The organism is Parasaccharibacter sp. TMW2.1890, from assembly GCF_023337645.1.
Lineage (GTDB): Bacteria > Pseudomonadota > Alphaproteobacteria > Acetobacterales > Acetobacteraceae > Bombella > Bombella apis.
In genome coordinates this window covers 445224-464773 of record NZ_NWUV01000001.1, presented here as the reverse complement: position 1 = coordinate 464773, position 19550 = coordinate 445224, and the positions used below count along the sequence as shown (strand labels likewise).

Annotated in this window: 18 protein-coding genes; 6 read left to right on the top strand and 12 right to left on the bottom strand. The window is 58.3% G+C overall.

Annotation, left to right across the window (positions count from 1 at the left end; genetic code table 11):
- Window position 1 precedes the first annotated feature (1 nt).
- The gene (locus CPA54_RS02045) at window positions 2-1624 is read right to left on the bottom strand and encodes a lysine--tRNA ligase (protein ID WP_249085443.1); all 1623 of its coding nucleotides are present in this window, start codon (window positions 1622-1624) and stop codon (window positions 2-4) included.
- 106 nt (window positions 1625-1730) lie between these two features.
- Here CPA54_RS02045 and CPA54_RS02040 point away from each other — a divergent pair, with 106 nt between their 5' ends.
- From CPA54_RS02040 to CPA54_RS02025, 4 genes are all read left to right on the top strand, one after another.
- Window positions 1731-4724, top strand: a complete 2994-nt coding sequence (locus CPA54_RS02040) for an ATP-dependent DNA helicase (protein ID WP_408902143.1) — start codon at window positions 1731-1733, stop codon at window positions 4722-4724.
- 85 nt (window positions 4725-4809) lie between these two features.
- Complete coding sequence (locus CPA54_RS02035) at window positions 4810-5082, top strand: hypothetical protein (protein ID WP_249085441.1); 273 nt, start codon at window positions 4810-4812, stop codon at window positions 5080-5082.
- Window positions 5072-5737: a hypothetical protein gene (locus tag CPA54_RS02030; protein ID WP_249085440.1), complete on the top strand. Its 666-nt coding sequence runs from the start codon at window positions 5072-5074 to the stop codon at window positions 5735-5737. The genes CPA54_RS02035 and CPA54_RS02030 overlap by 11 nt, the downstream gene beginning before the upstream one ends.
- Entirely contained in the window at window positions 5734-6342 is a 609-nt protein-coding gene (locus CPA54_RS02025) for a hypothetical protein (RefSeq protein WP_249085439.1), read from the top strand. Before CPA54_RS02030 ends, CPA54_RS02025 begins: the two co-directional genes overlap by 4 nt.
- Before the next feature lie 114 nt (window positions 6343-6456).
- Here the strand turns inward: CPA54_RS02025 and groL are convergent, their stop codons facing one another.
- Window positions 6457-8118 (bottom strand): chaperonin GroEL, encoded by a 1662-nt coding sequence (gene groL, locus CPA54_RS02020; RefSeq protein ID WP_043560525.1) that lies wholly within the window; start codon window positions 8116-8118, stop codon window positions 6457-6459.
- Between the two features lie 54 nt (window positions 8119-8172).
- Window positions 8173-8463: a co-chaperone GroES gene (groES, locus tag CPA54_RS02015; RefSeq protein WP_043560528.1), complete on the bottom strand. Its 291-nt coding sequence runs from the start codon at window positions 8461-8463 to the stop codon at window positions 8173-8175.
- A 322-nt stretch (window positions 8464-8785) separates the two neighbouring features.
- On the opposite strand from groES, the gene CPA54_RS02010 reads away from it, so the two are divergent.
- On the top strand, window positions 8786-9574 hold the full coding sequence (locus CPA54_RS02010; RefSeq protein WP_043561370.1) for an SDR family oxidoreductase: 789 nt from the start codon (window positions 8786-8788) through the stop codon (window positions 9572-9574).
- A gap of 75 nt (window positions 9575-9649) precedes the next feature.
- Here the strand turns inward: CPA54_RS02010 and CPA54_RS02005 are convergent, their stop codons facing one another.
- Complete coding sequence (locus CPA54_RS02005; RefSeq protein ID WP_043560531.1) at window positions 9650-10546, bottom strand: S-methyl-5'-thioadenosine phosphorylase; 897 nt, start codon at window positions 10544-10546, stop codon at window positions 9650-9652.
- A 261-nt stretch (window positions 10547-10807) separates the two neighbouring features.
- On the opposite strand from CPA54_RS02005, the gene hemF reads away from it, so the two are divergent.
- The gene (gene hemF / locus CPA54_RS02000) at window positions 10808-11713 is read left to right on the top strand and encodes an oxygen-dependent coproporphyrinogen oxidase (RefSeq protein ID WP_249085438.1); all 906 of its coding nucleotides are present in this window, start codon (window positions 10808-10810) and stop codon (window positions 11711-11713) included.
- Between the two features lie 38 nt (window positions 11714-11751).
- Here hemF and galE read toward each other — a convergent pair whose 3' ends face one another.
- From galE to CPA54_RS01960, 8 genes are all read right to left on the bottom strand, one after another.
- Entirely contained in the window at window positions 11752-12738 is a 987-nt protein-coding gene (galE, locus tag CPA54_RS01995) for a UDP-glucose 4-epimerase GalE (RefSeq protein ID WP_043560537.1), read from the bottom strand.
- A gap of 148 nt (window positions 12739-12886) precedes the next feature.
- Window positions 12887-13684, bottom strand: a complete 798-nt coding sequence (locus CPA54_RS01990) for an ABC transporter ATP-binding protein (RefSeq protein ID WP_043560539.1) — start codon at window positions 13682-13684, stop codon at window positions 12887-12889.
- Between the two features lies 1 nt (window position 13685).
- Complete coding sequence (locus tag CPA54_RS01985) at window positions 13686-14732, bottom strand: iron ABC transporter permease (protein WP_052349086.1); 1047 nt, start codon at window positions 14730-14732, stop codon at window positions 13686-13688.
- 37 nt (window positions 14733-14769) lie between these two features.
- A complete protein-coding gene (locus tag CPA54_RS01980) occupies window positions 14770-15909 on the bottom strand; it encodes an ABC transporter substrate-binding protein (protein ID WP_043560542.1) in 1140 nt (379 codons plus the stop codon).
- 154 nt (window positions 15910-16063) lie between these two features.
- Entirely contained in the window at window positions 16064-16633 is a 570-nt protein-coding gene (locus CPA54_RS01975) for a Smr/MutS family protein (RefSeq protein ID WP_227431360.1), read from the bottom strand.
- A 4-nt stretch (window positions 16634-16637) separates the two neighbouring features.
- Window positions 16638-17477 (bottom strand): site-specific DNA-methyltransferase, encoded by an 840-nt coding sequence (locus tag CPA54_RS01970; RefSeq protein WP_086431081.1) that lies wholly within the window; start codon window positions 17475-17477, stop codon window positions 16638-16640.
- Window positions 17474-18709: a murein transglycosylase A gene (locus CPA54_RS01965; protein WP_227449642.1), complete on the bottom strand. Its 1236-nt coding sequence runs from the start codon at window positions 18707-18709 to the stop codon at window positions 17474-17476. Before CPA54_RS01965 ends, CPA54_RS01970 begins: the two co-directional genes overlap by 4 nt.
- A gap of 95 nt (window positions 18710-18804) precedes the next feature.
- Complete coding sequence (locus CPA54_RS01960; protein ID WP_081563043.1) at window positions 18805-19500, bottom strand: Tim44/TimA family putative adaptor protein; 696 nt, start codon at window positions 19498-19500, stop codon at window positions 18805-18807.
- Between the last annotated feature and the right edge of the window lie 50 nt (window positions 19501-19550).

Genomic DNA, 19550 nt, shown 5'->3' with positions numbered 1-19550 from the left:
CTCAGCCTCTGGTTTCCTCCGTTGCCCCGGCAGGCTCAACAGGACGTGCCAGAGCCTCATCAATGAGGGCAACAGTCTCCTTCAGGCCAAACAAAGCCGCAAAAATGCCGAAGCGGGGGCCCTCTTTCTGCCCCAGCAGCACCTCATACAGGCACCCGAACCAGGACCGCAGCTCCGGCTTGGCAAAGTAACGCTTGCCGACCTCAAATACGACATTCTGCACATCATCCGGGGTCGCATTGTCCGGCACCGTCTTCAGCGTTGCTGCGAGGTCTTCCAGACCTTTGCGCTCTATCTCCGTCGGAGCACGGAACACCTTGGTCGGACGGACACGCTCATTGAAGTAATCCAGAGCGTGCTGCACCAGCTGTGCCACATAAGGATGTGTCTCTGGCGACAGGCTGGAATCATAACGCCGCAGGAACTTCCAGAGTGTCTCCACTTCCCGGGCATTGGCCACACTGGCCAGATTCAGCAGGGCTGTGAAGGAAACCGGGCTGGTATCCTGCGGGCGCAGTTTCCCTTCATGGATGAACCATACCGGGTTGGAAAGAAACTCCTCTGCGCTCTGCTGCTCACCCTTCTGCACGAGGGCCAGATATTCATCCGTGGCTCTGGGGATCATGTCCGTATAGAGCCTTTTGGCACGGGTCGGCTGCTGGAACATGTAATGAGCCAGACTCTCCGACGGGCCGTACCGCAGCCATTCCTCCACGGAGAGGCCATTTCCCTTGGACTTGCTGATCTTCTGCCCATTGGCATCGAGGAACAGCTCATAGGTCAGGTTCAGCGGTGGCTCACTGCCAAGAATGCGGCATATCCTGGAGGAAAGCTTCACGCTGTCGATGAGGTCCTTGCCGGACATCTCATAATCGACACCCAGAGCATACCAGCGCATGGCCCAGTCGGCCTTCCACTGCATCTTGGCCTGTCCGCCATAGACGGATGTCTCAAAGCTCTTCCCGTCCTCGTCCTTCCAGACGACTGTCCCGGCTTCCGGGTTCACGCTGATGATGGGCACCTGCATGACACGGCCCGTCTCGGGATGGATCGGCAGCACGGGGGAATAGGTCGCCCGCCGTTCCTTGCCCAGCGTGGGAGCGATCACCTCGATGATGCGGTCATGCTCTTCCAGAACACGCTTCAGCGCCGCATCGAAGATGCCGGACGTGTAGTAATCGGTTGCAGAAGCAAATTCATAATCGAACCCGAACGCATCAAGGAACTGGCGCAGGCGGGCATTGTTGTGCGCCGCAAAACTCTCATGCGTGCCAAACGGATCGGGAATACGGGAGAGCGGCAGGCCAAGATGCTCAGCCAGCATCTCCTGCTGGGGGACATTGCCCGGCACCTTGCGCAGGGCATCCATGTCATCAGAAAAGGCCAGAAGACGGGTCTGGCGACCTGTCAGCTTCTCAAAAGCCTGCCGGACCCATGTCGTCCGGGCCACTTCGCCGAACGTACCGATATGCGGCAGGCCGGAAGGCCCGTAGCCTGTCTCCATCAGAACCGGTTTGCTGGGGTCCCTGTCTGCCACACGGGCGGCCAGTTTACGGGCTTCCTCAAACGGCCAGAGCTTGGGGAAAGACGAATCATTCTGGGGAGAAGGCGTTTTGTTCTGCATAGGACTACGTTAATTATGAACCCTCCCCCCTCTGGTCAAGTATGCAGGCGGGGCGTGCACTGCTTTCCCCTCGCAGAAGGGGGACTTCCTGTGTATGAGTTGGAGCATGCCCAGCCTGTTCCGCTCCCACCTTGATGCGCCAGCCCTGATCGCACGACATGGCCTCTCCTCCCTCATCACGCCTGATGGTGAGGTGCTGGACATTCCCCTTGCCGAAGTCCGGGACATGCTCCGCCAGCTGCCGCCGCCGCTGCTCATCCACGGGCCTGCCACGCTCCGCCTGCTGGAACTGCCCCCGGAACCTCTTCCCGCTCCCTGGCTGGACCTGCTGGAACTCTTCCTTCTCGTCCATCCGGCCCGGAGCGTGACCCCGACAGCCCGTGGCCTCGCCCTGGAGCTGGGCCTTGCAGAACCGACGGATACAGCTCCCCTACAGGCCGACAGTCTCTACCGTATTGCCCAGCACCTTCTGGATGAGCTGTCGGGACAGCCTCCCCAGAAAATCGCGACGCTCCACCTTCTGCTGCCCACTCTGGACCAGGCCGGATGGAGCTGGCATGACATCGTGAAAGAAGCCCTGCCTCCTCCCTCTGCATCTTCGGGACGATCCAGAGAAATTGATGCCCTGAAAATATGGCGGCGCCTGCCCCAGTGGGAAGAGCGTGCGCCCCGTCCCCCTGCTGGCAGCCAGCCAGTCAGCCAGCAGGAAGCCCGCAGGCGTCTTTCCGCCCTGCTGGGCAGGCATGCAGAACCCCGCCCCGGTCAGGCCGATTTTGCCTCGGCCACCAGCTACGCCTTCACCCCCCGGGATGTCGCCAATGCCCCCAATATCATGCTGGCCGAGGCGGGTACCGGCACGGGCAAGACAATGGGCTACATCGCCCCGGCCAGCCTCTGGGCCGAAAAGAATGACGGAGCTGTCTGGGTCAGTACCTATACCCGCCATCTGCAACGGCAGATCGAACAGGAACTGACCCGTCTTTACCCCGATCCGACAGAACGGCATGAGCTTGCCGTCATCCGCAAGGGGCGGGAAAACTATCTCTGCCTCCTGAACCTGGAAGATATCACCACCGCCCTTCTCAACCGCCAGCCACAGGCGCAGCCTGGCCTCATCCCGCTGGTCTTTCTCGCTCTCTGGGCCGAGACCACGGAAGATGGCGACCTGATGGGGGGCGACCTTCCCGGCTGGTTCGGGGACCTGTTCCAGCCCGGGCTGCTGAACATGATTGCCGACCGGCGGGGCGAGTGCATCCATTCCGCCTGCCCGCATTATCAGAGCTGCTTCATCGAACATGGCATACGCCGTGCACAACATGCCCGGTTCGTCATCGCCAACCATGCGCTCGTCCTGTCCCAGGCAGCGTGGAACGCCATGCTGCCGCAGGACATGGCACCCGGCAATCTGGCAGACGAAAATGGCGTCCCCACCCGTTATGTCTTTGATGAAGGCCATCACATCCCTGATGCAGCAGACAGTGCCTTCTCTCTGGTCTTCTCCGGGCTGGAAGCAGCCGACCTGCGCCGCTGGATACTCGGGGCTGAGGGGAGCCGCTCCCGTGCCCGTGGCCTGATGCGCCGCATGGAAGACCTGATGGAGCGCCTGCCAGCCCTCAAGGATGCCCTTCAGGAGCTTGTCCTTGCCACACAGAAAGGCCTGCCACGCCCCGGCTGGAGCGGACGCCTGCACGAGGCCCGGCAGGCCCGCATGGCCCCGCCGCCACCAGACGTCCCCCCGCTGGAAGACAGGCCTGCCACCCCGCCTGATGACGATGAGGAAGACCCTTTCCCCCTCGCCATGGTCGAGGAAGCGTCCCTCCCCCAACCGGCCGAGGCGTTCCTCCAGATGCTGGACATGCATCTGGATGCCCGCATAGCGGAAATACAGATGCAGACCCGCGGCCAGCAGGGCCATTATCCTCGCCAGGAATGCGACCTGCACCCCATACCCGCCCCGCTGCGTGAGCACGCCGAAACCCTGCTCACGGCCCTTCAGGACATCGTCACCCCGCTGGACCGGATCATCCGGCACCTTCAGGAAGCTCTGGAAGCGCAGGAGGAAGACCCCGATACAGCCTTCCAGCAACGGCTGGAGGGAACCATACGCAGCCTGCATCGCCGTGCCCTCTCCCGCCTTCAAGGGTGGATCAGCATGGTACGGGCCATCATGGAGCAACCCGTTGCCCAGACAAGCCTGCCGACCTACGTGGACTTCATCCACCGGGAGCCTTTACCCCCCACACGGCTCCTCCAGGGAGGACACGACATTGCCCTGAACCGCCACTGGCTGGACCCGACCATTCCCTTCGCCAGTACCCTGCAAAGCACCACGCACGGGCTGCTCATCACCTCCGCCACCCTGCGGGACCGCAGCCCGGATGAAGACGGGGAAGCCGGATGGGAAAAGGCTGAGCGACGACTGGGCACGGCGCATTTCCTCAAGCCCCCCATGCGGGCTGCCCTAATGAGTCCCTTCGACTATGCCCACCAGACACGGGCCTACATCATCACGGATGTCTCACGGGACCCGGCAGCACAGGCGCAGGCCTTTCAGGCTCTTTTTGAAACCGCCAATGGAGGAGCTCTGGGGCTTTTCACAGCCATTCAACGGCTGAAAGAGGTCCACCGCCGCATCCATGAGCCGCTGGGGATGAAGAACATCCCCCTCTACGCCCAGCATGTGGACGCCATGAACAACGCCACGCTGGTGGATGTCTTCCGTACCGAGACGAACAGCTGCCTGCTGGGCACGGATGCCATGCGTGATGGCGTGGATGTCCCTGGAGAGGCCCTCCGCATGGTGGTGATGGAGCGCACCCCCTGGCCCCGGCCCGACATTCTTCACCGGGAACGCCGCCGCCATCTTTCCGGCGGCAGGCCGGGCGATTATGACGACCTCATCACCCGGATGCGCCTGCGTCAGGCCTTCGGGCGCCTCATCCGCCGGGCTGATGACCGGGGCGTGTTCATCATTCTGGACAGCCGGATGCCGTCCCGCCTTCTCTCCGCCTTCCCGGATGGCGTACCCGTCCAGCGGCTGCCATTGAGTGAGACGTTGGAGGATATCGGTAATTTTCTAAAAGAACTACTTCAATTTTAGCAGGATACAATATACTCTCAGCGTGAATGGTTTGTTTTGATCAGAATCAGGGCGAATTGCAGCTATACTTATAGGGAGACAACTAATGGCAGACCAAAAAGAAACACCACCTAACAGCAACTCCAAAAGTAAAAATCCTACAAAAAGAAGAAAAGAGCCTGTAATATTCCCCTTAGGAATTAGAACAAGAACAAATTATAATGCACACATGTTAATATTAGAATTCCTTGATGCGGAGCTAGAAAATGAAATTATCGCTTCGTTCGCCCTAACAAAAGGTTCATGTAAGTCCATACATACGGGAATCTCAAATTTCCTTAATAAACTTAATAAAAGAACAGAAGACAATGAAGAATGAGCCGATTAACACCACTCTTTCTTTCTCTCCCGAAGAAGAAACCACAGAAATTCTTGAATTCTCGACTTACTTAAAGCCAGGGAAGTATGATGGTAAAAACAAGACATACCTTCCTTTTCCAAAAGATAAGCCCAAAAAGAAGGCTGATGACGAAGAAATTATAAGGTATTTCATTCTTTTAATGAAGAAAGACCCTCGCTCGCTAGATGATTTCTCTTGCTCACTATATGATTTGAGACCTTCTCAGAAAAGGAATACGCCGCCCAATATCTCGAATGAAGTTAAAATATTTGTAGAAAAGGAATACCAAGCACTATTAGATGTCCTTGGAGAAGAAATATACCAAAAAGAGTCACAGAGAAAGTATTTTCATCCTTTCTATAATTTAATCAGGATGATTCCGCTTATTCTATCAATGAGAGAGAAAAATATTGAAATAAACTACTTTAAAGACTATAAAAAGGAAGCTCTTGGGGTCATGATATTTGGAAGTGGCACTATAAAAATCACAGCAAAAGAAATGGATGTCTTTGAATATGTATTATCAAAGGTAAAAGATCACAATTTTACAAATTCTCGTGGATTTATCCGAATTCCACAGAGAATACGTGTCCCTTATGATATGGAAAATATTATTAGGATAATAATGGAATGAGTAAATTAATCTCCCTTTTAATGAATTTACCTAAAATAAAAGGGAATATTCTTTACCGTTACGTCCCCTCTCCTAAAATAAACGCAGGTTCTGAAATTACGCTGGAACAACTACGAACAAAAATTTATGATGGAGACTACTCACGGGAACTTATTACCTATGATGCTTTCGAAAAGAAACCGAACGAAGAATATATTTCGTTGTTATATTCTGGAAAATCCAGTCAGCAAGAACGTTTCTTTAACTGTCTAGAATACTTGTCAAAGAGTCGTAAGAAATTTCCACAAAAATTTGCTTTTATAGAAATCGACATTTGTTCAATATTAGAGAAAATAAACAGCTCATACAAATACACGGCCATAGAATTAACACTAGAAGATGATGCTTTCATTTCATCCCCCCAAAAAGGATGTTATGAACAAGCCGTCCATCTTGGTCTTTGGTATCACCCCAAGGAATATCTAAATGAAGAAGACATTGAAATTGCTATTATAAACTTACTTAAAGAAAATTTTTTCTTCTTTATAAAAGAAAAGGAAGGGAAAATCTATGGTGTTCATTCCCGTGAAAAAATACAAGAGAAAGTTATTAGCCTGCCTAAATGAACTCCTCTTCCATGCCAAAAAGCCCCGCTCCCGAGAGAGCGAGGCTTTTCTTCTGACCTGTCGTAACAGGAGGCCATCCCGGCCAGAGTGACCGGGATGGGGAAGAATGAGCGATCAGAAGCCGCCCATACCTCCCATGCCACCCATTCCGCCCATGCCACCCATACCGGCACCGGCAGCATCGTCGGACTTCTTCTCCGGACGCTCGGCAACCATGGCTTCGGTGGTGATCAGCAGGCCAGCCACGGAGGCTGCATCCTGAAGGGCCGTGCGGACGACCTTCGTCGGGTCGATGATACCGGCAGCCACGAGGTCCTTGTACTCACCCTTCTGGGCGTCAAAGCCTTCGTTGTAGTTGCTCAGTTCCAGCACCTTGCCAGCAATCACGGCACCATCTTCACCAGCATTGTGGGCAATCTGGCGCAGCGGAGCCTGAAGAGCCTTGCGAACGATCTGGGCACCAGCACGCTGGTCGTCATTCTCGAAGGTCAGGTCATCGAACAGCAGGCTTGCACGGGCCAGAGCCGTACCACCACCCGGGACGATACCTTCCTCAACAGCCGCACGGGTTGCGTGCAGGGCATCATCAACGCGGTCCTTGCGCTCCTTCACCTCGACCTCGGTGCTGCCACCGACGCGGATGACGGCAACGCCACCAGCCAGCTTGGCCAGACGCTCCTGGAGCTTCTCACGGTCATAGTCGGATGTCGTGGCTTCGATCTGAGAGCGGATCTGGGCGCAACGGCCCTTGATGCCCTCGGCAGCACCGGCACCCTCGACGATGGTGGTGTTCTCCTTGTCGATATGCACCTTCTTGGCCGTGCCAAGCATGTCCAGCGTGACGGATTCCAGCTTGATGCCGATATCCTCGGAGACGACCTGACCACCGGTCACGATGGCGATGTCTTCCAGCATGGCCTTGCGACGGTCACCGAAGCCCGGAGCCTTCACGGCAGCGATCTTCAGGCCACCACGCAGCTTGTTGACGACCAGCGTGGCCAGAGCCTCACCATCGACTTCCTCGGCGATGATCAGCAGCGGGCGGCCAGACTGCACGACGCTTTCCAGCAGCGGCAGCATTGGCTGGAGAGAAGAGATCTTCTTCTCATGGATCAGGATGTAGGGGTTTTCCAGATCAGCCGTCATCTTCTCCGTGTTCGTCACGAAGTACGGGGAGATGTAGCCACGGTCAAACTGCATGCCTTCCACGACATCCAGCTCGGTGTGCAGGCCCTTGGCCTCTTCCACCGTGATGACACCCTCGTGACCGACCTTCTCCATGGCTTCGGAGATCATCTTGCCGACTTCGGACTCACCGTTGGCAGAGATCGTGCCGACCTGGGAAATCTCATCCTGGGAGGAGATCTTCTTGGTGCGGGTCTTCAGCTCTTCCACAACACGCAGCACGGCCTTGTCGATGCCACGCTTCAGGTCCATCGGGTTCATGCCGGCGGCGACAGCCTTGGCACCCTCACGGATGATGGCCTGGGCCAGAACGGTAGCGGTCGTGGTGCCGTCACCAGCCACATCGTTGGTCTTGGAGGACACCTCACGCACCATCTGTGCGCCCATGTTCTCGAACTTGTCGGCCAGCTCGATCTCCTTGGCGACGGAAACGCCGTCCTTGGTGATGCGGGGGGCACCGTAGCTCTTGTCCAGAACGACATTGCGGCCCTTCGGACCGAGCGTCACCTTCACGGCATTGGCAAGAATATCAACACCACGGAGCATGCGCTCACGGGCATCAGCACCAAATTTCACGTCTTTAGCAGCCATAACACCTAATTCCTTCAAAGATGGTCAGAGAGAAAAATGTCCGGGAATGTGGCCTCAGCCGACGATGCCCAGAATGTCGCTCTCTTTCATGATCAGCAGGTCTTCACCGCCGATCTTCACCTCGGTACCGGACCACTTGCCAAACAGGACACGGTCGCCAGCCTTGACATCCAGCGGCACGACCTGACCCTGCTCATTGCGGGCACCGGACCCAACGGCCAAGACCTCGCCTTCCATCGGCTTTTCCTTGGCGGTTTCAGGAATGATGATGCCACCGGCGGTTTTTTCTTCACCGTCCAGACGGCGGACCACTACACGGTCGTGAAGGGGACGAAACTTCGTCATGGATCACTCCATTTTAGGCTGGCCCTTCCATAAAGCAGCGCAGCCGGGTTATTGCGCTCATTCTAGCAGCGCACCAGTAAACTCCCCGATCAAACGGGGCGAATGAGAGATAGTGACGCCCCCCTGTAGCGTCAAGAACTCCCCTCCGAGGCACCGGAGATTTTTTAATCGTTCTTACTTTCAAACAAACATTCATGAACAGGCGCATCCTGTCATGAGCCACACCGTTTCATTCCCTCTTGCTCCTGACCACGAAGAGGTGAAAACTTCTCTTTTCCATTCCCTGAAAAGGGGCGTCTTTACAGGATCAGGAGAGGCCATCATGGACCTGCATCTGCAAGAACGAACAGCCATCATCATGGGAGGAAGCCGGGGGCTGGGACTGGGCATTGCCCGATCCCTGGCACGGGAAGGCGTCCGCCCCTGTCTGCTGGCCCGTGATGAAAACAGACTGCGGCAGGCCGCTCATGATCTGGCAGCCGATACCGGCATCACCCCGCACTGGCATGCCGTGGATTTCTCGGCACCAGACAGCGTACAGACCTGCCTGACAGCCCTCCAGAATATCATGCCGGAGACGGACATCATCATCGGCAATGGCGGCGGACCGCCCCTGGAGCCTGCCACGGCCTGCGATCCGGCACTCTGGCAGAAAGAAACCGCCACGATGCTTCTGCCTGTCATGCAGCTTGTCGGCCAGTATCTGCCGGGCATGAGGCAACGACAGTTCGGCCGGATCATCATGGTGTCCTCCACCAGTATCGTGGAGCCCATTCCCAACCTCGTTCTCTCCAGCGCACTCCGCTCCGCACTGGCCAGCTGGGGCAAAACCCTCGCCCGGGAGGTCGCCCATGATGGCGTGACGGTCAATACGCTGCTGCCCGGCCGCTTCGAGACGGACCGCGTCGCCACCCTGAACAGGATACGGGCTGAAAAGGCTGGCATTCCGCTCGAAGAGTTCCGCAGGCAGAAAGAAAACGGCGTGCCCGCAGGCCGCTACGGCCAACCCGAAGAGCTGGGGCACATGGCCGCCTTTCTGGCCAGTCCTCTGGCGGCCTACATTACCGGGACCCGCATCCCGGTTGACGGGGGCCTGCTTCACGGTTTCTGAAGGCCCTGCACGCAGAAAGACCTCCCCGCCATCCGGCAGGGAGGCCCTCCCTTCACAAAGCCATCAGGCTGGCGCTCAGCTGAACAGCACACGCCCCGCAACAGCGTCCAGACGGGCCAGAACGGAGAAGTCTCTGGCTTCCGGCGGCGTGATGATGGCATTGTCCAGCGCACGCTCGGCTGCACCGGTACCGGTGCAGATGGGGCGGGCCTTGCCAAGGGCCGGAATGGCCCGGCGAACAAGCTCCCGGGCATGTTTGGAGTTGCTCTTCATGGTACGGACGACAGCATCCACCGTGACGTGCTCATGCTCTTCGTGCCAGCAGTCATAATCGGTCACCATGGCAACGGTAGCATAGTTCATTTCTGCCTCACGGGCCAGACGGGCCTCCGGCATGTTCGTCATGCCGATGACCGACGCCCCCCATGAGCGATAAAGCTCGCTCTCGGCCCGGGTGGAAAACTGCGGCCCCTCGATCACGACATAGCTGCCGCCCCGTGTAACCGTGATACCCAGCTTTTCGGCCTCATCAGCCAGCGTGGTGGCCATGCGGGCGGAAACCGGCTCACCCATGCTGACATGGGCCACGCAGCCTTCCTCAAAAAAGGTCCGGGGGCGCCCCTGTGTCAGGTCAATGAACTGATCCACCAGCACAAAATGGCCCGGAGCCAGCTCTTCCTTCAGAGACCCCACGGCAGAGAGAGAGATGATGTCCGTCACACCGGCCCGCTTGAGGGCATCAATGTTCGCACGGTAATTCAGACGTGAGGGCGGAATGGGATGCCCACGGCCATGACGGGGCAGAAACACGCAGCGCACCCCCTCCAGCGTGCCAAAGAGGAGCTCATCGGAAGGAGCGCCCCAGGGGGATTCACAACGCCGCCACTCCCGGTTTTCCAGCCCGTCAATCTCATAAAGGCCTGAGCCCCCGATGACACCAATGACAGGTTCGATCATCTTGTCTGCAACCATAAATCCTCACTCCATCCTGCCTCGACCCGGTCGCCGCTCGCAGGGCACACAGTCCCGCACAACCCTTCCGGCAGTCCTCTCATCAGATAGCGGACAGTCTTTCAGAAGACCAACCCAAAAATCAATAGGCAGGGTTGCCTGCCCTTTTTACAACATCAGGAAAAGCCAGTAAGCCAGAATGAGCCTTTTGGCCTATGAACAGCATGACAACCCAGAGTGACAAACCATCCATTTCTGCCCCACACAGATCAGGAGATGCCCATGCCATCCTCAACGCCTTTTGCCCTGCCCGACCTGCCCCATGCCGGCCTGACGGACGAGGCCCGCAGCTGGTTCGAAAGCCTGCGTGACAGGATATGCACCGCCTATGAGGCTCTGGAAGACGAGGCAGCAGCCGGGGACGCTCCCGTTCTGGCCGGGCATGAGCTGCCGGGGCGTTTCCAGCGTACGGCCTGGGAGAGGCCTGAAGGTGGCGGTGGTGTCATGTCTGTCATGAAGGGGCGTGTCTTTGAGAAGGTTGGCGTGAATGTCTCAACCGTCTGGGGGGAATTTTCACCAGAATTCCGCAAGACCATTCCCGGTGCGGCGGAGGACCCACGCTTCTTTGCCACAGGCATCTCTCTGGTGGCCCATCCCTGCAACCCCCATGTCAGTGCGGCGCATTTCAACACCCGCATGATCATCACCTCAAAGGGATGGTTCGGTGGGGGTGGCGACATCACGCCCATGTTCCCTGAAAGCCCGGAAGCCCTCGAAGATGCGGCCACGTTCCACCGGGCCTTTCAGGAGGCCTGCGACAGACACGACCCGGACTACTATCCCCGCTTCAAGAAATGGTGTGATGAGTATTTCTTCCTGAAACACCGCAACGAACCCCGTGGGCTGGGCGGCATCTTCTATGACTGGCTGGACAGCCAGAACCTCGCCAATGACTTCACCTTCACCCGGGATGTGGGAGAAGCCTTCCTGAACAGCTATGCCGGCATCGTCCGGGGGCGGATGTTCACTCCCTGGACGGATGGAGACCGTCAGGCCCAGCTCAGGCGACGGGGCCGTTATGTGGAGTTCAACCTCCTTTATGACCGGGGGACGCTCTTCGGCCTGAAAACAGGCGGCAATACCGAGGCCATCCTGATGTCCATGCCACCAGAAGTCATCTGGCCCTGAAGCATTCATGTCCAGCTCCATACGGAGCTGGAGAATGATCAGTCAGCATAGCCCTGCGGATGAGCCTGCCGCCAGCGCAGGGCTGTTTCAACAATCATGTCAAGCCCTGCAAATCTGGGCGTCCAGCCTGTATCGGCGTGCAGTCGTGCCGGGTCTGCCACCAGTCTGACAGGGTCTCCTTCCCGCCTTGGAGCAGGCTCCCAAGGTACCGACCGGCCGCTTACCCTTTCAACACTGGCAATAACCTCCAGATTGGAATAACCACACCCGGTCCCGATATTGTAGCATATGCTGCCCTGCTCCATCTGCTCCAGCGCCCTGAGATGGGCTTCGGCAATATCGGCGACATGCACATAGTCACGAATACAGGACCCGTCCATCGTTGGATAATCCAGGCCAAACAGCTTCAGCGTTGGCCGCATTCCCAACGCAGCCTCGATCGTCAAAGGAATCAGGTGCGTTTCAGGGCGATGATCTTCACCTGCCCTTCCAGCGGGATCGGCCCCAGCAGCATTAAAATAACGCAGGCAGGCGCTTCTCATGCCGTATATCCTGTCAGCCCAATGCAGGACACGTTCGATCATGAATTTGCTTTCCCCATAGGGGGAACCGGGATCAACAGATGCCGCTTCTGAAATGAGGCCAGTGCGCTCCGTTCCTCCAAACAGTGCCGCTGTGGAGGAAAAGACAAATTTCTTCACGCCATGGGCCACACAGGCTTCGATGAGATTGAGCGTGGTGAGATAATTCCGCCTCAGATAATGGAGGGGCCTTCTCACACTGTCACCAACACGGGACAGGGCAGCGAAATGCAGCACACCATCCCACGGCCCCTGGGCCATCACACCCGCTGTGGCCTCCTGACTGGCCAGATCGACCAGAAAGAAAGGGACGCCGGGTGGCACGGCTGCCCGATGCCCTGTGCTCAGATCATCAAGAACAGCAACTTCATGCCCTGCATCCAGCAGGGCAAGCACGACATGACTGCCAACAAAACCGGCACCACCCGTCACGAGATAACGCATCGGGGCCTCCTGACCAGAAAAGCCCCGAAAGAACTCACGACATCTGAAAACAGTCCGTTACTGGGCAATGGCTCATCCTGTCCCTACCTGACAAACACGCCATGGTATCCGTGCGGGTCATCATGGGACTTTCCGGCAGCACAGTGCCTCAGCCATCACTCCCAATAATGCCATCCACCAGCACATGGGGCAGCCCACGGGGACAGACCTCCAGACGGGTCTGGACACCATAGACATCTCCCAGCACGGCAGGTGTTGTCACGGCCATGACAGCCCCCTGTGCCACAAGCCGACCATCCCGCATATAGACAACATCATGAGCACGTTGCAGAGCGATGTTCAGATCGTGAACAACCAGTAGCGTCACGATATCACGTTTCCGTGTCTCACGACGGACAACGTCCATGACGGCAAACTGATACCGCAGGTCCAGCGCACTCAAGGGTTCATCCAGCAGCAACATGGCCGGACGGCGCACCAAGGCCTGCGCCAGTCCCACCATCTGCCGCTGACCACCGGACAGTTCATCCATGTAGCGCAGGGCCAGCCTGCCGATACCCAGCTCCTCCAGAACGTCGGTGCTTTCCCGCAGGGCACACTCGGCAGACACGGCCTCCCCCGCCCGACGGGCCACCATCACCGCCTCGATCACCTGAAGATGAACGGCAGGCGGCAGGCTCTGTGGCAGATAGGCAGCCAGCCTGGCCCGCTCACCAACCCCCAGTTTTGAAAGATCCTGCCCGGCAAGGCGAACACATCCCTCCGCCCGGGTCAGGCCGGCAACTCCCCGCATGAAGGTGGACTTGCCCGAGCCATTCGGCCCCAGCAGGGCCGTCACACGCCCGGCCCGCATGGGGGCAAGCGTCATGTCATGCAGGACCTGCCGCCGCCCATAATGGACACTGAAATTTTCAACTTCCAGCTGATGTGTCTGACAGTTCCCCATTTCAGGCCCCCTTTCTCAGAACCACGGCAAGGAAGAAAGGAATTCCCACCAGTGAGGTAACAATCCCCACCGGAATCACGACCCCCGGCAGAATGTTCTTGGCCGCGATGGAGGCCAGCGACATGATGAGCCCACCGCACAGGGCAGCCCCGGGCAGATAAAAACGATGATCCTCCCCCAGCAGGCGGCGGGCAATGTGGGGCGCAACCAGCCCCACGAAACCGATCGTCCCGACAAAGGATACAGCCAGGGCAGACAGCACACTGATACGCAGCAGAGACATCATCCGCAGGCGTTTCGTATCCACACCATAGCTTGCAGCCCGGTCCTCTCCCAGCCGCAGGGCTGTCAGGGCCGGAGCCGCCCGGAAGCAGAACGGCAGCACCAACAGGCAACCGAGGCTCATGACGGAAATCTTGCCCCAGTCAGCCCGGGTCAGGCTACCCATCGTCCAGAAAACAAGGTCCTGAAGAGCATCCTCATCAGCGATGAACTGCATCAAGGCCACAAAGGCATGAAAAGTGAATACCAGCGCAATACCGAACAGCACCACCATGGCCGTGGAATGGCCCCGTGCCCGGGCCACCAGCTCCAGCAGACCAGCCGAACCCACAGCAAACACGAACGCCTCCAGCGGGACCATCCAGTTTTCCGGCACATAAGGGATATGCCAATGCAGCACGATGGCCAGAGAGGCCCCAAATGCCGCCGCCGCCGACACACCCAGCGTGTAAGGGCTGGCCAGGGGGTTATCCAGCACCGTCTGCATCTCCCCACCGGATATTCCCAAAGCAACGCCCACCAGGGCCGCCATCAGGGCATAAGGCAGGCGGATATGCCATACGATGACGGCATTCGTCCCAGATGAGGGATGCATGAGCGCATGAAACAAGGCCGCCGGGCCAAGACCGGCCGGGCCCAGGGAAAAATCAAGCAGTATGGAAAAAAGGATCAGCCCTGCCATCAGGCAGAGGACACCCACCCTGTGGCGGGTCAGCTTTACATAGGATGCCTGTATGCCTGTCAATCGTGCGGCAAGACGGGCCATTTCGTCTGATGGCCCGTCTGTTCTGGTCTCTGTTTCTTTAATGGGCATTCGCCTTGATCCAATATGTCCCGCTGTTCGGCATCACTGTAAAACGGCTCTGTACCAGGCTGCGGTCAGCATCCGGGTCCAGATCCCTGAAGCGTTCGGGATAAAACCATTTTGCCATGACCTCAATGGCGAGAATATTGAACGGACTGTCATAGAACGTGTGCCAGATACCATAGGCACGTCCATTGCGGACCGCCCCAAGCCCGGCAAGTTCAGGCGCTTTCAGCAGGGCCGCAAGAGAGGCCTGCGCCATCTCCGGCGTCACCTGTGATCCCATCTTCAGGCCCGGCCCGCTGTTGCCCGGCCCCCGGGTGCCATCCAGAATCAGCACGTCGGGATCTTTGGCGATGACCATCTCTGCCGAAACATCGCCGATATAACCCGGTAGAAGATCGGCTGCGATGTTGCGCCCCCCGGCAGCCTCAATAAAGGCTCCCATGTTGCCTCGCCCTGCCGTATGGCAGCAGCTCTGCCGCGCCCCGGCCAGCATGTTGATGAACACGCTGGGGCGTTGGGCCTCCGGGATTGTCTCCACGACAGACTGGATGGCCTTCAGGCGGCTTTCATAAAAATCCGTATAGGCTTTTGCTTCTGCCTCACGCCCGAGGGCCTGGCCGAGAATGACCATACTGGGAACGGTCGTTTTTACCGGGTCCTGCCGGAAATCCACAAACAGGACAGGCACATGCGCTGCCCGCAGCCTGGCCGTCACATCACCAGTCTGCCCGGGACCATGGCCGGTCGTGCTGAAAATGGCGAGATCAGGATGAAGGTCCAGCACCTTCTCCGGACTGATCGTATCAGCGGTTGTCCGTCCGATCACGGCGACCTTGTCAGCCTCCGGAAATGTCTTGAGCATCTGCTCATAATTCTGTCTGTCGGCCTCCCGGAATTCCCCCTGCCAGCCGACGATACGGTCAAACAGATGCTTTCCCTCCAGAGGCTCCAGGGCGTAGATCAGCCGCCCTTCTCCCAAAATGATGCGCTGGGGATGATCCGGAACGGACACGACCGCCCCCGTGATGTCCCGCACATCCTTCGCCTGAGCCTGATGGACTGGCCACATACCGCCAGCCAGGGCTGCCAGCATGACGCCGGCAGAGCCAAACAGGGCTTTCAATGAAACCATGATCTTGCGCCTTTCCCGGAAAGGTCATCCCGCAGGGACACCGTGCCCCCCATGGATGAAACCTCCTGCTTTAATTGATAATCATTCTCGACATTAATGTTATAGAAAACCTCTTCCCCTTCTCCAAGATCGGAATGATCCTCCCTTTCCTCTTCTAGCGTTTTTTCCGCAAAAGAAGCCGCAAGGCACCCTGATTTCCCTGATGGCTGTGCACCACACCCAGCACCATGGGCGCTATGTCGGCACGATGCAGCCAATGAGGCAATTCCCGGCGGATGCTCCCTCCCCGGATGCCACTGCCCAGCCCGGTAACGACCTCGACGCAGCGCCACCCCATGACACGGCTGCGCTGCATGAAGCGGTGAAACTCCTCAAAAGCCTCCTGCACGACGTAGCCATGCAGGTCGAGCCGGGCATCCACACGCATCTGCCCACGGGACAGACGACGCCACTGCGTATCATCAAGGCCAGGAGCACGGACCCCCACATGCGGGGCAGGACGGGGACGGGGTGCCCTGGCCGGCTGGGCCATCACCAGCCTGACCGTCATCATCCCTGTATTCCGCCCTCCTTCCGACTGGCGGGCTACCGTACTCTCCGTCTTGCCAGTCTCCTCCCGGACAAACCTGCCCGCAGCCTCCCTTCGCCCCCGCAACGGGGCAACATCCCGAACGAAAGCTTTCCACAGCGCCGCTTCATCATCACCCAGAGTCCGTCTTGCCACCTTGTTATGCCCCGTCTTCCGTCACTGCGCCGGTATCACCCTGCATTATCATGGCACGCAGACGCTTGCGTGCAAACCGGACATAGGTCGTATCGGCCTCAATGCCGATGGAGCGGACCTTCAGCGACTCTGCGGCCACAAGGCTCGTCCCCGTTCCCATGAACGGGTCCAGCACCATCATCTCAGGATGCACCCCATGCAGGCGGATGCAACGCTCCGGCAGGGCAACGGGGAAGGTCCCCGGATGGCTGTAGCGGGCTGAACGACTCCGTACCGTTTCATAGGGGATGAACCATGTATCACCCCGACACCGCCGGTCCTCCCTGTGCTGGCGACGATGGATGTTGCTTTTGTCCGTGAAAGGAACACCCGCCCCGAGCCGGTCCAGCTCCACATCTCCCTGTTTGGTCAGGTGGAAAATATGCTCATGGTTCCGGTTGACGTAGCGAGGTGAATTGACCGGCTTGAAGTGCCCATGCGTCACCTCCCCTACCGATACGGACTTGATCCATGAAATATGGTTCTGAAGGGTAAACAGCTTCCTCAACCGGACCATCAGCTCGAATGGCAACCATGGCTGGGCAGATGACCCGGCTATATTGAGAAAAAAAGACCCATCATCCCGCATCACACGGGCTACCTTGGAGCAGATGATCTCCATCCAGTCGAGATAACTCTCCTCGGAGAGGCTGTCCCTGTAGCTGCGATAAGCAAGCCCCAGATTATAGGGAGGGGATGTCACCACCACATCCACACTGCCTGCGGGCATACGCCGCATGACACTCAGACAGTCTCCCCGGATGAGCGTATGCATCCCCAGCGTCTCACGACGCGCACGAATCATCTGGCTGTCTGCCCCGCCCCTGCTGCCATGACCTCCGTTGCCGTACCGACGACCGGCTGCTCACCAGCCTGCTTTGCCTCAGGCAGGGGGACGAGAACCATCATCTGACCGTGATTCTTCATATCCCCAGCAATCCTGGCGGCCTTCTCACCCCACCCGAGGAACAGGTCCCCACGCGCTGCACCCCGTATGTCGCTCCCGGTATCCTGCGCAAAGACCATCCGGGACCATGTCACGAAACGCCCCTGCGCATCCTTGCCACTGATATTCACCCAGACAGGCATCCCATACCCCACGAAGCGCCTGTCCACGGCAAGAGAACGCTGAGGAGTCAGCGGCAGGCCAAAGCCCCCTGTCGGTCCTTCATCAGCCGTGCGCTGCGTACGGCGGAAAAAGACATAACTGGGGTTTGCCTCCAGGACAGAAGCAACCTGATCCGGATTGTTGGCCAGCCAGTCCCGGATGCTCTGGGCATCCACATCTTCCGACTTCATCAGCCCACGTTTGACCAGCACGCGGCCAATCGGAACATAAGGCCGCCCATTGCGGCCATCATAACCAAGAAACACCTGCTGGCCGTCCGGCAGGCGCAAACGGCCAGAGCCCTGCGTCTGCAGGAACAGCAGATCGACAGGGCTTTTCAGCCAGGCCAGCTCCAGCCCTTTCCCCTCCAGAGAACCAGAATTGATGGTTGCCCGGTCATCATAGGGCCGGAACACGGAATTCACCCAATGGCCATATTCCAGCTCGCCATTTTCATCCCGCCCCCGCAGGAGGTCTTTCGGGCGGGCATAAACAGGAATCTGATACTCTCCACCCTGTGTAAGCGAGGCAGAAACCTCAGGGTCATAGTACCCCGTATAGAAAGCATCCTGCTGGACGAGGTAGGGCTGGAACCAGCTCTCGAAGAACTGTCTGGCCTCCGTCCTGTTACTCCGCACCGACGAGGCTGCCACGCAGACATTCTTCCAGTCTTTCATGTCACGGCCATAAGGCAGGGTAACGGCGCCTCCAAGAGAAGTCCCCGCAGGCAGATGGGCGATACGCAGGCACTCCAGCCGCACCATGTTGACCAGCGCCGTATGGTCCTCTCCCTCCCAGCCGGGGAGCTGGCTGAAGCTGACAGGAGCAACATCCATCCTGCCCTTGGGAGCGCCGGGCATACACCCGGCAAGAAGAAGCATCAGAGGGCCCAGCACCAGACCAGCAGAGGAGAAACGACGTTTCATCATGACAGAGTTACCCCACCCCGGCATGAACAAGCACCGGGTCTTCATCATACCCGGCCTCCCCGTGCGGGAGACCAACCTTACCCAGCGGGGTAGCCTCAGTCCGCTTCTGTGGCAACCACCTTCCACTGGCCATTTTCGCCCTGTTCAAAGGTCCAGCGATCACGAAACTCCGTCAGGGCTTCCGTTCCCTCGACGAGCATCCCCTTCTCATCCCGGCAGTAGCTGACCTGCCACGACACGATGCGGACACCGAGACGGCAGGCACCACCCTCCCCATCTCCCGGATGCACGGATGCATAATCCAGCCGCTCGATCCGTCGCAGTTCCAGATGAACCTGCTCATGACGCTTCTTCCGCTCCTCCAGAACGTGACTGAACGTTTCCAGCACGGCGGGGGACAGAACCTTCTCCAGCGCAGGAAGATCAGCGCAGGCAAAGGCCTTGATGGTACGGGCGAAAATATCCTCAGCCTTCTTCAGGAAATATTCTGCCGAGAACCCACTGACATCCGTTCCGACTCGGGCCAGAGCCTGTCCGAGCTGCGTATCCGCCTCCGGGAGCCTGTATTCCGTCGCTTTCTGCTCTCCGCCGACACGGCCGGGCAACGGCGGCGGCTTGGGGGCATCGGCCACGCCCCCCTCCTGCCGCTGGCCAACAGCACGGGCTGCCGGCATCTGTTCCTGCCGGATGGCCTGCGCCCCCATGCGGCGCCCCAGAACAAAAAACACGGCACTGCCCACGGCCACGGCCAGCAGAGCCCAAAAAACGATATCCCAGGGGAAATCCGTCATCTCAAGTCCCAATCATCACACCCGGAGCCGGCCTGCACGGCCCTCTCCTC

What these genes read in the sequence shown, in the direction of transcription:
- CPA54_RS02045 (WP_249085443.1), bottom strand. Translation starts at nt 1,624, where the DNA reads ATGCAGAACAAAACGCCTTCTCCCCAGAATGATTCGTCTTTCCCCAAG.
- hemF (WP_249085438.1), top strand. Translation starts at nt 10,808, where the DNA reads ATGCCATCCTCAACGCCTTTTGCCCTGCCCGACCTGCCCCATGCCGGC.
- CPA54_RS02035 (WP_249085441.1), top strand. Translation starts at nt 4,810, where the DNA reads ATGGCAGACCAAAAAGAAACACCACCTAACAGCAACTCCAAAAGTAAA.
- groES (WP_043560528.1), bottom strand. Translation starts at nt 8,463, where the DNA reads ATGACGAAGTTTCGTCCCCTTCACGACCGTGTAGTGGTCCGCCGTCTG.
- CPA54_RS02010 (WP_043561370.1), top strand. Translation starts at nt 8,786, where the DNA reads ATGGACCTGCATCTGCAAGAACGAACAGCCATCATCATGGGAGGAAGC.
- CPA54_RS01970 (WP_086431081.1), bottom strand. Translation starts at nt 17,477, where the DNA reads ATGATTCGTGCGCGTCGTGAGACGCTGGGGATGCATACGCTCATCCGG.
- CPA54_RS02025 (WP_249085439.1), top strand. Translation starts at nt 5,734, where the DNA reads ATGAGTAAATTAATCTCCCTTTTAATGAATTTACCTAAAATAAAAGGG.
- galE (WP_043560537.1), bottom strand. Translation starts at nt 12,738, where the DNA reads ATGCGTTATCTCGTGACGGGTGGTGCCGGTTTTGTTGGCAGTCATGTC.
- groL (WP_043560525.1), bottom strand. Translation starts at nt 8,118, where the DNA reads ATGGCTGCTAAAGACGTGAAATTTGGTGCTGATGCCCGTGAGCGCATG.
- CPA54_RS02030 (WP_249085440.1), top strand. Translation starts at nt 5,072, where the DNA reads ATGAAGAATGAGCCGATTAACACCACTCTTTCTTTCTCTCCCGAAGAA.
- CPA54_RS01990 (WP_043560539.1), bottom strand. Translation starts at nt 13,684, where the DNA reads ATGGGGAACTGTCAGACACATCAGCTGGAAGTTGAAAATTTCAGTGTC.
- CPA54_RS01965 (WP_227449642.1), bottom strand. Translation starts at nt 18,709, where the DNA reads ATGATGAAACGTCGTTTCTCCTCTGCTGGTCTGGTGCTGGGCCCTCTG.
- CPA54_RS02040 (WP_408902143.1), top strand. Translation starts at nt 1,731, where the DNA reads ATGCCCAGCCTGTTCCGCTCCCACCTTGATGCGCCAGCCCTGATCGCA.
- CPA54_RS02005 (WP_043560531.1), bottom strand. Translation starts at nt 10,546, where the DNA reads ATGGTTGCAGACAAGATGATCGAACCTGTCATTGGTGTCATCGGGGGC.
- CPA54_RS01980 (WP_043560542.1), bottom strand. Translation starts at nt 15,909, where the DNA reads ATGGTTTCATTGAAAGCCCTGTTTGGCTCTGCCGGCGTCATGCTGGCA.
- CPA54_RS01985 (WP_052349086.1), bottom strand. Translation starts at nt 14,732, where the DNA reads ATGGCCCGTCTTGCCGCACGATTGACAGGCATACAGGCATCCTATGTA.
- CPA54_RS01960 (WP_081563043.1), bottom strand. Translation starts at nt 19,500, where the DNA reads ATGACGGATTTCCCCTGGGATATCGTTTTTTGGGCTCTGCTGGCCGTG.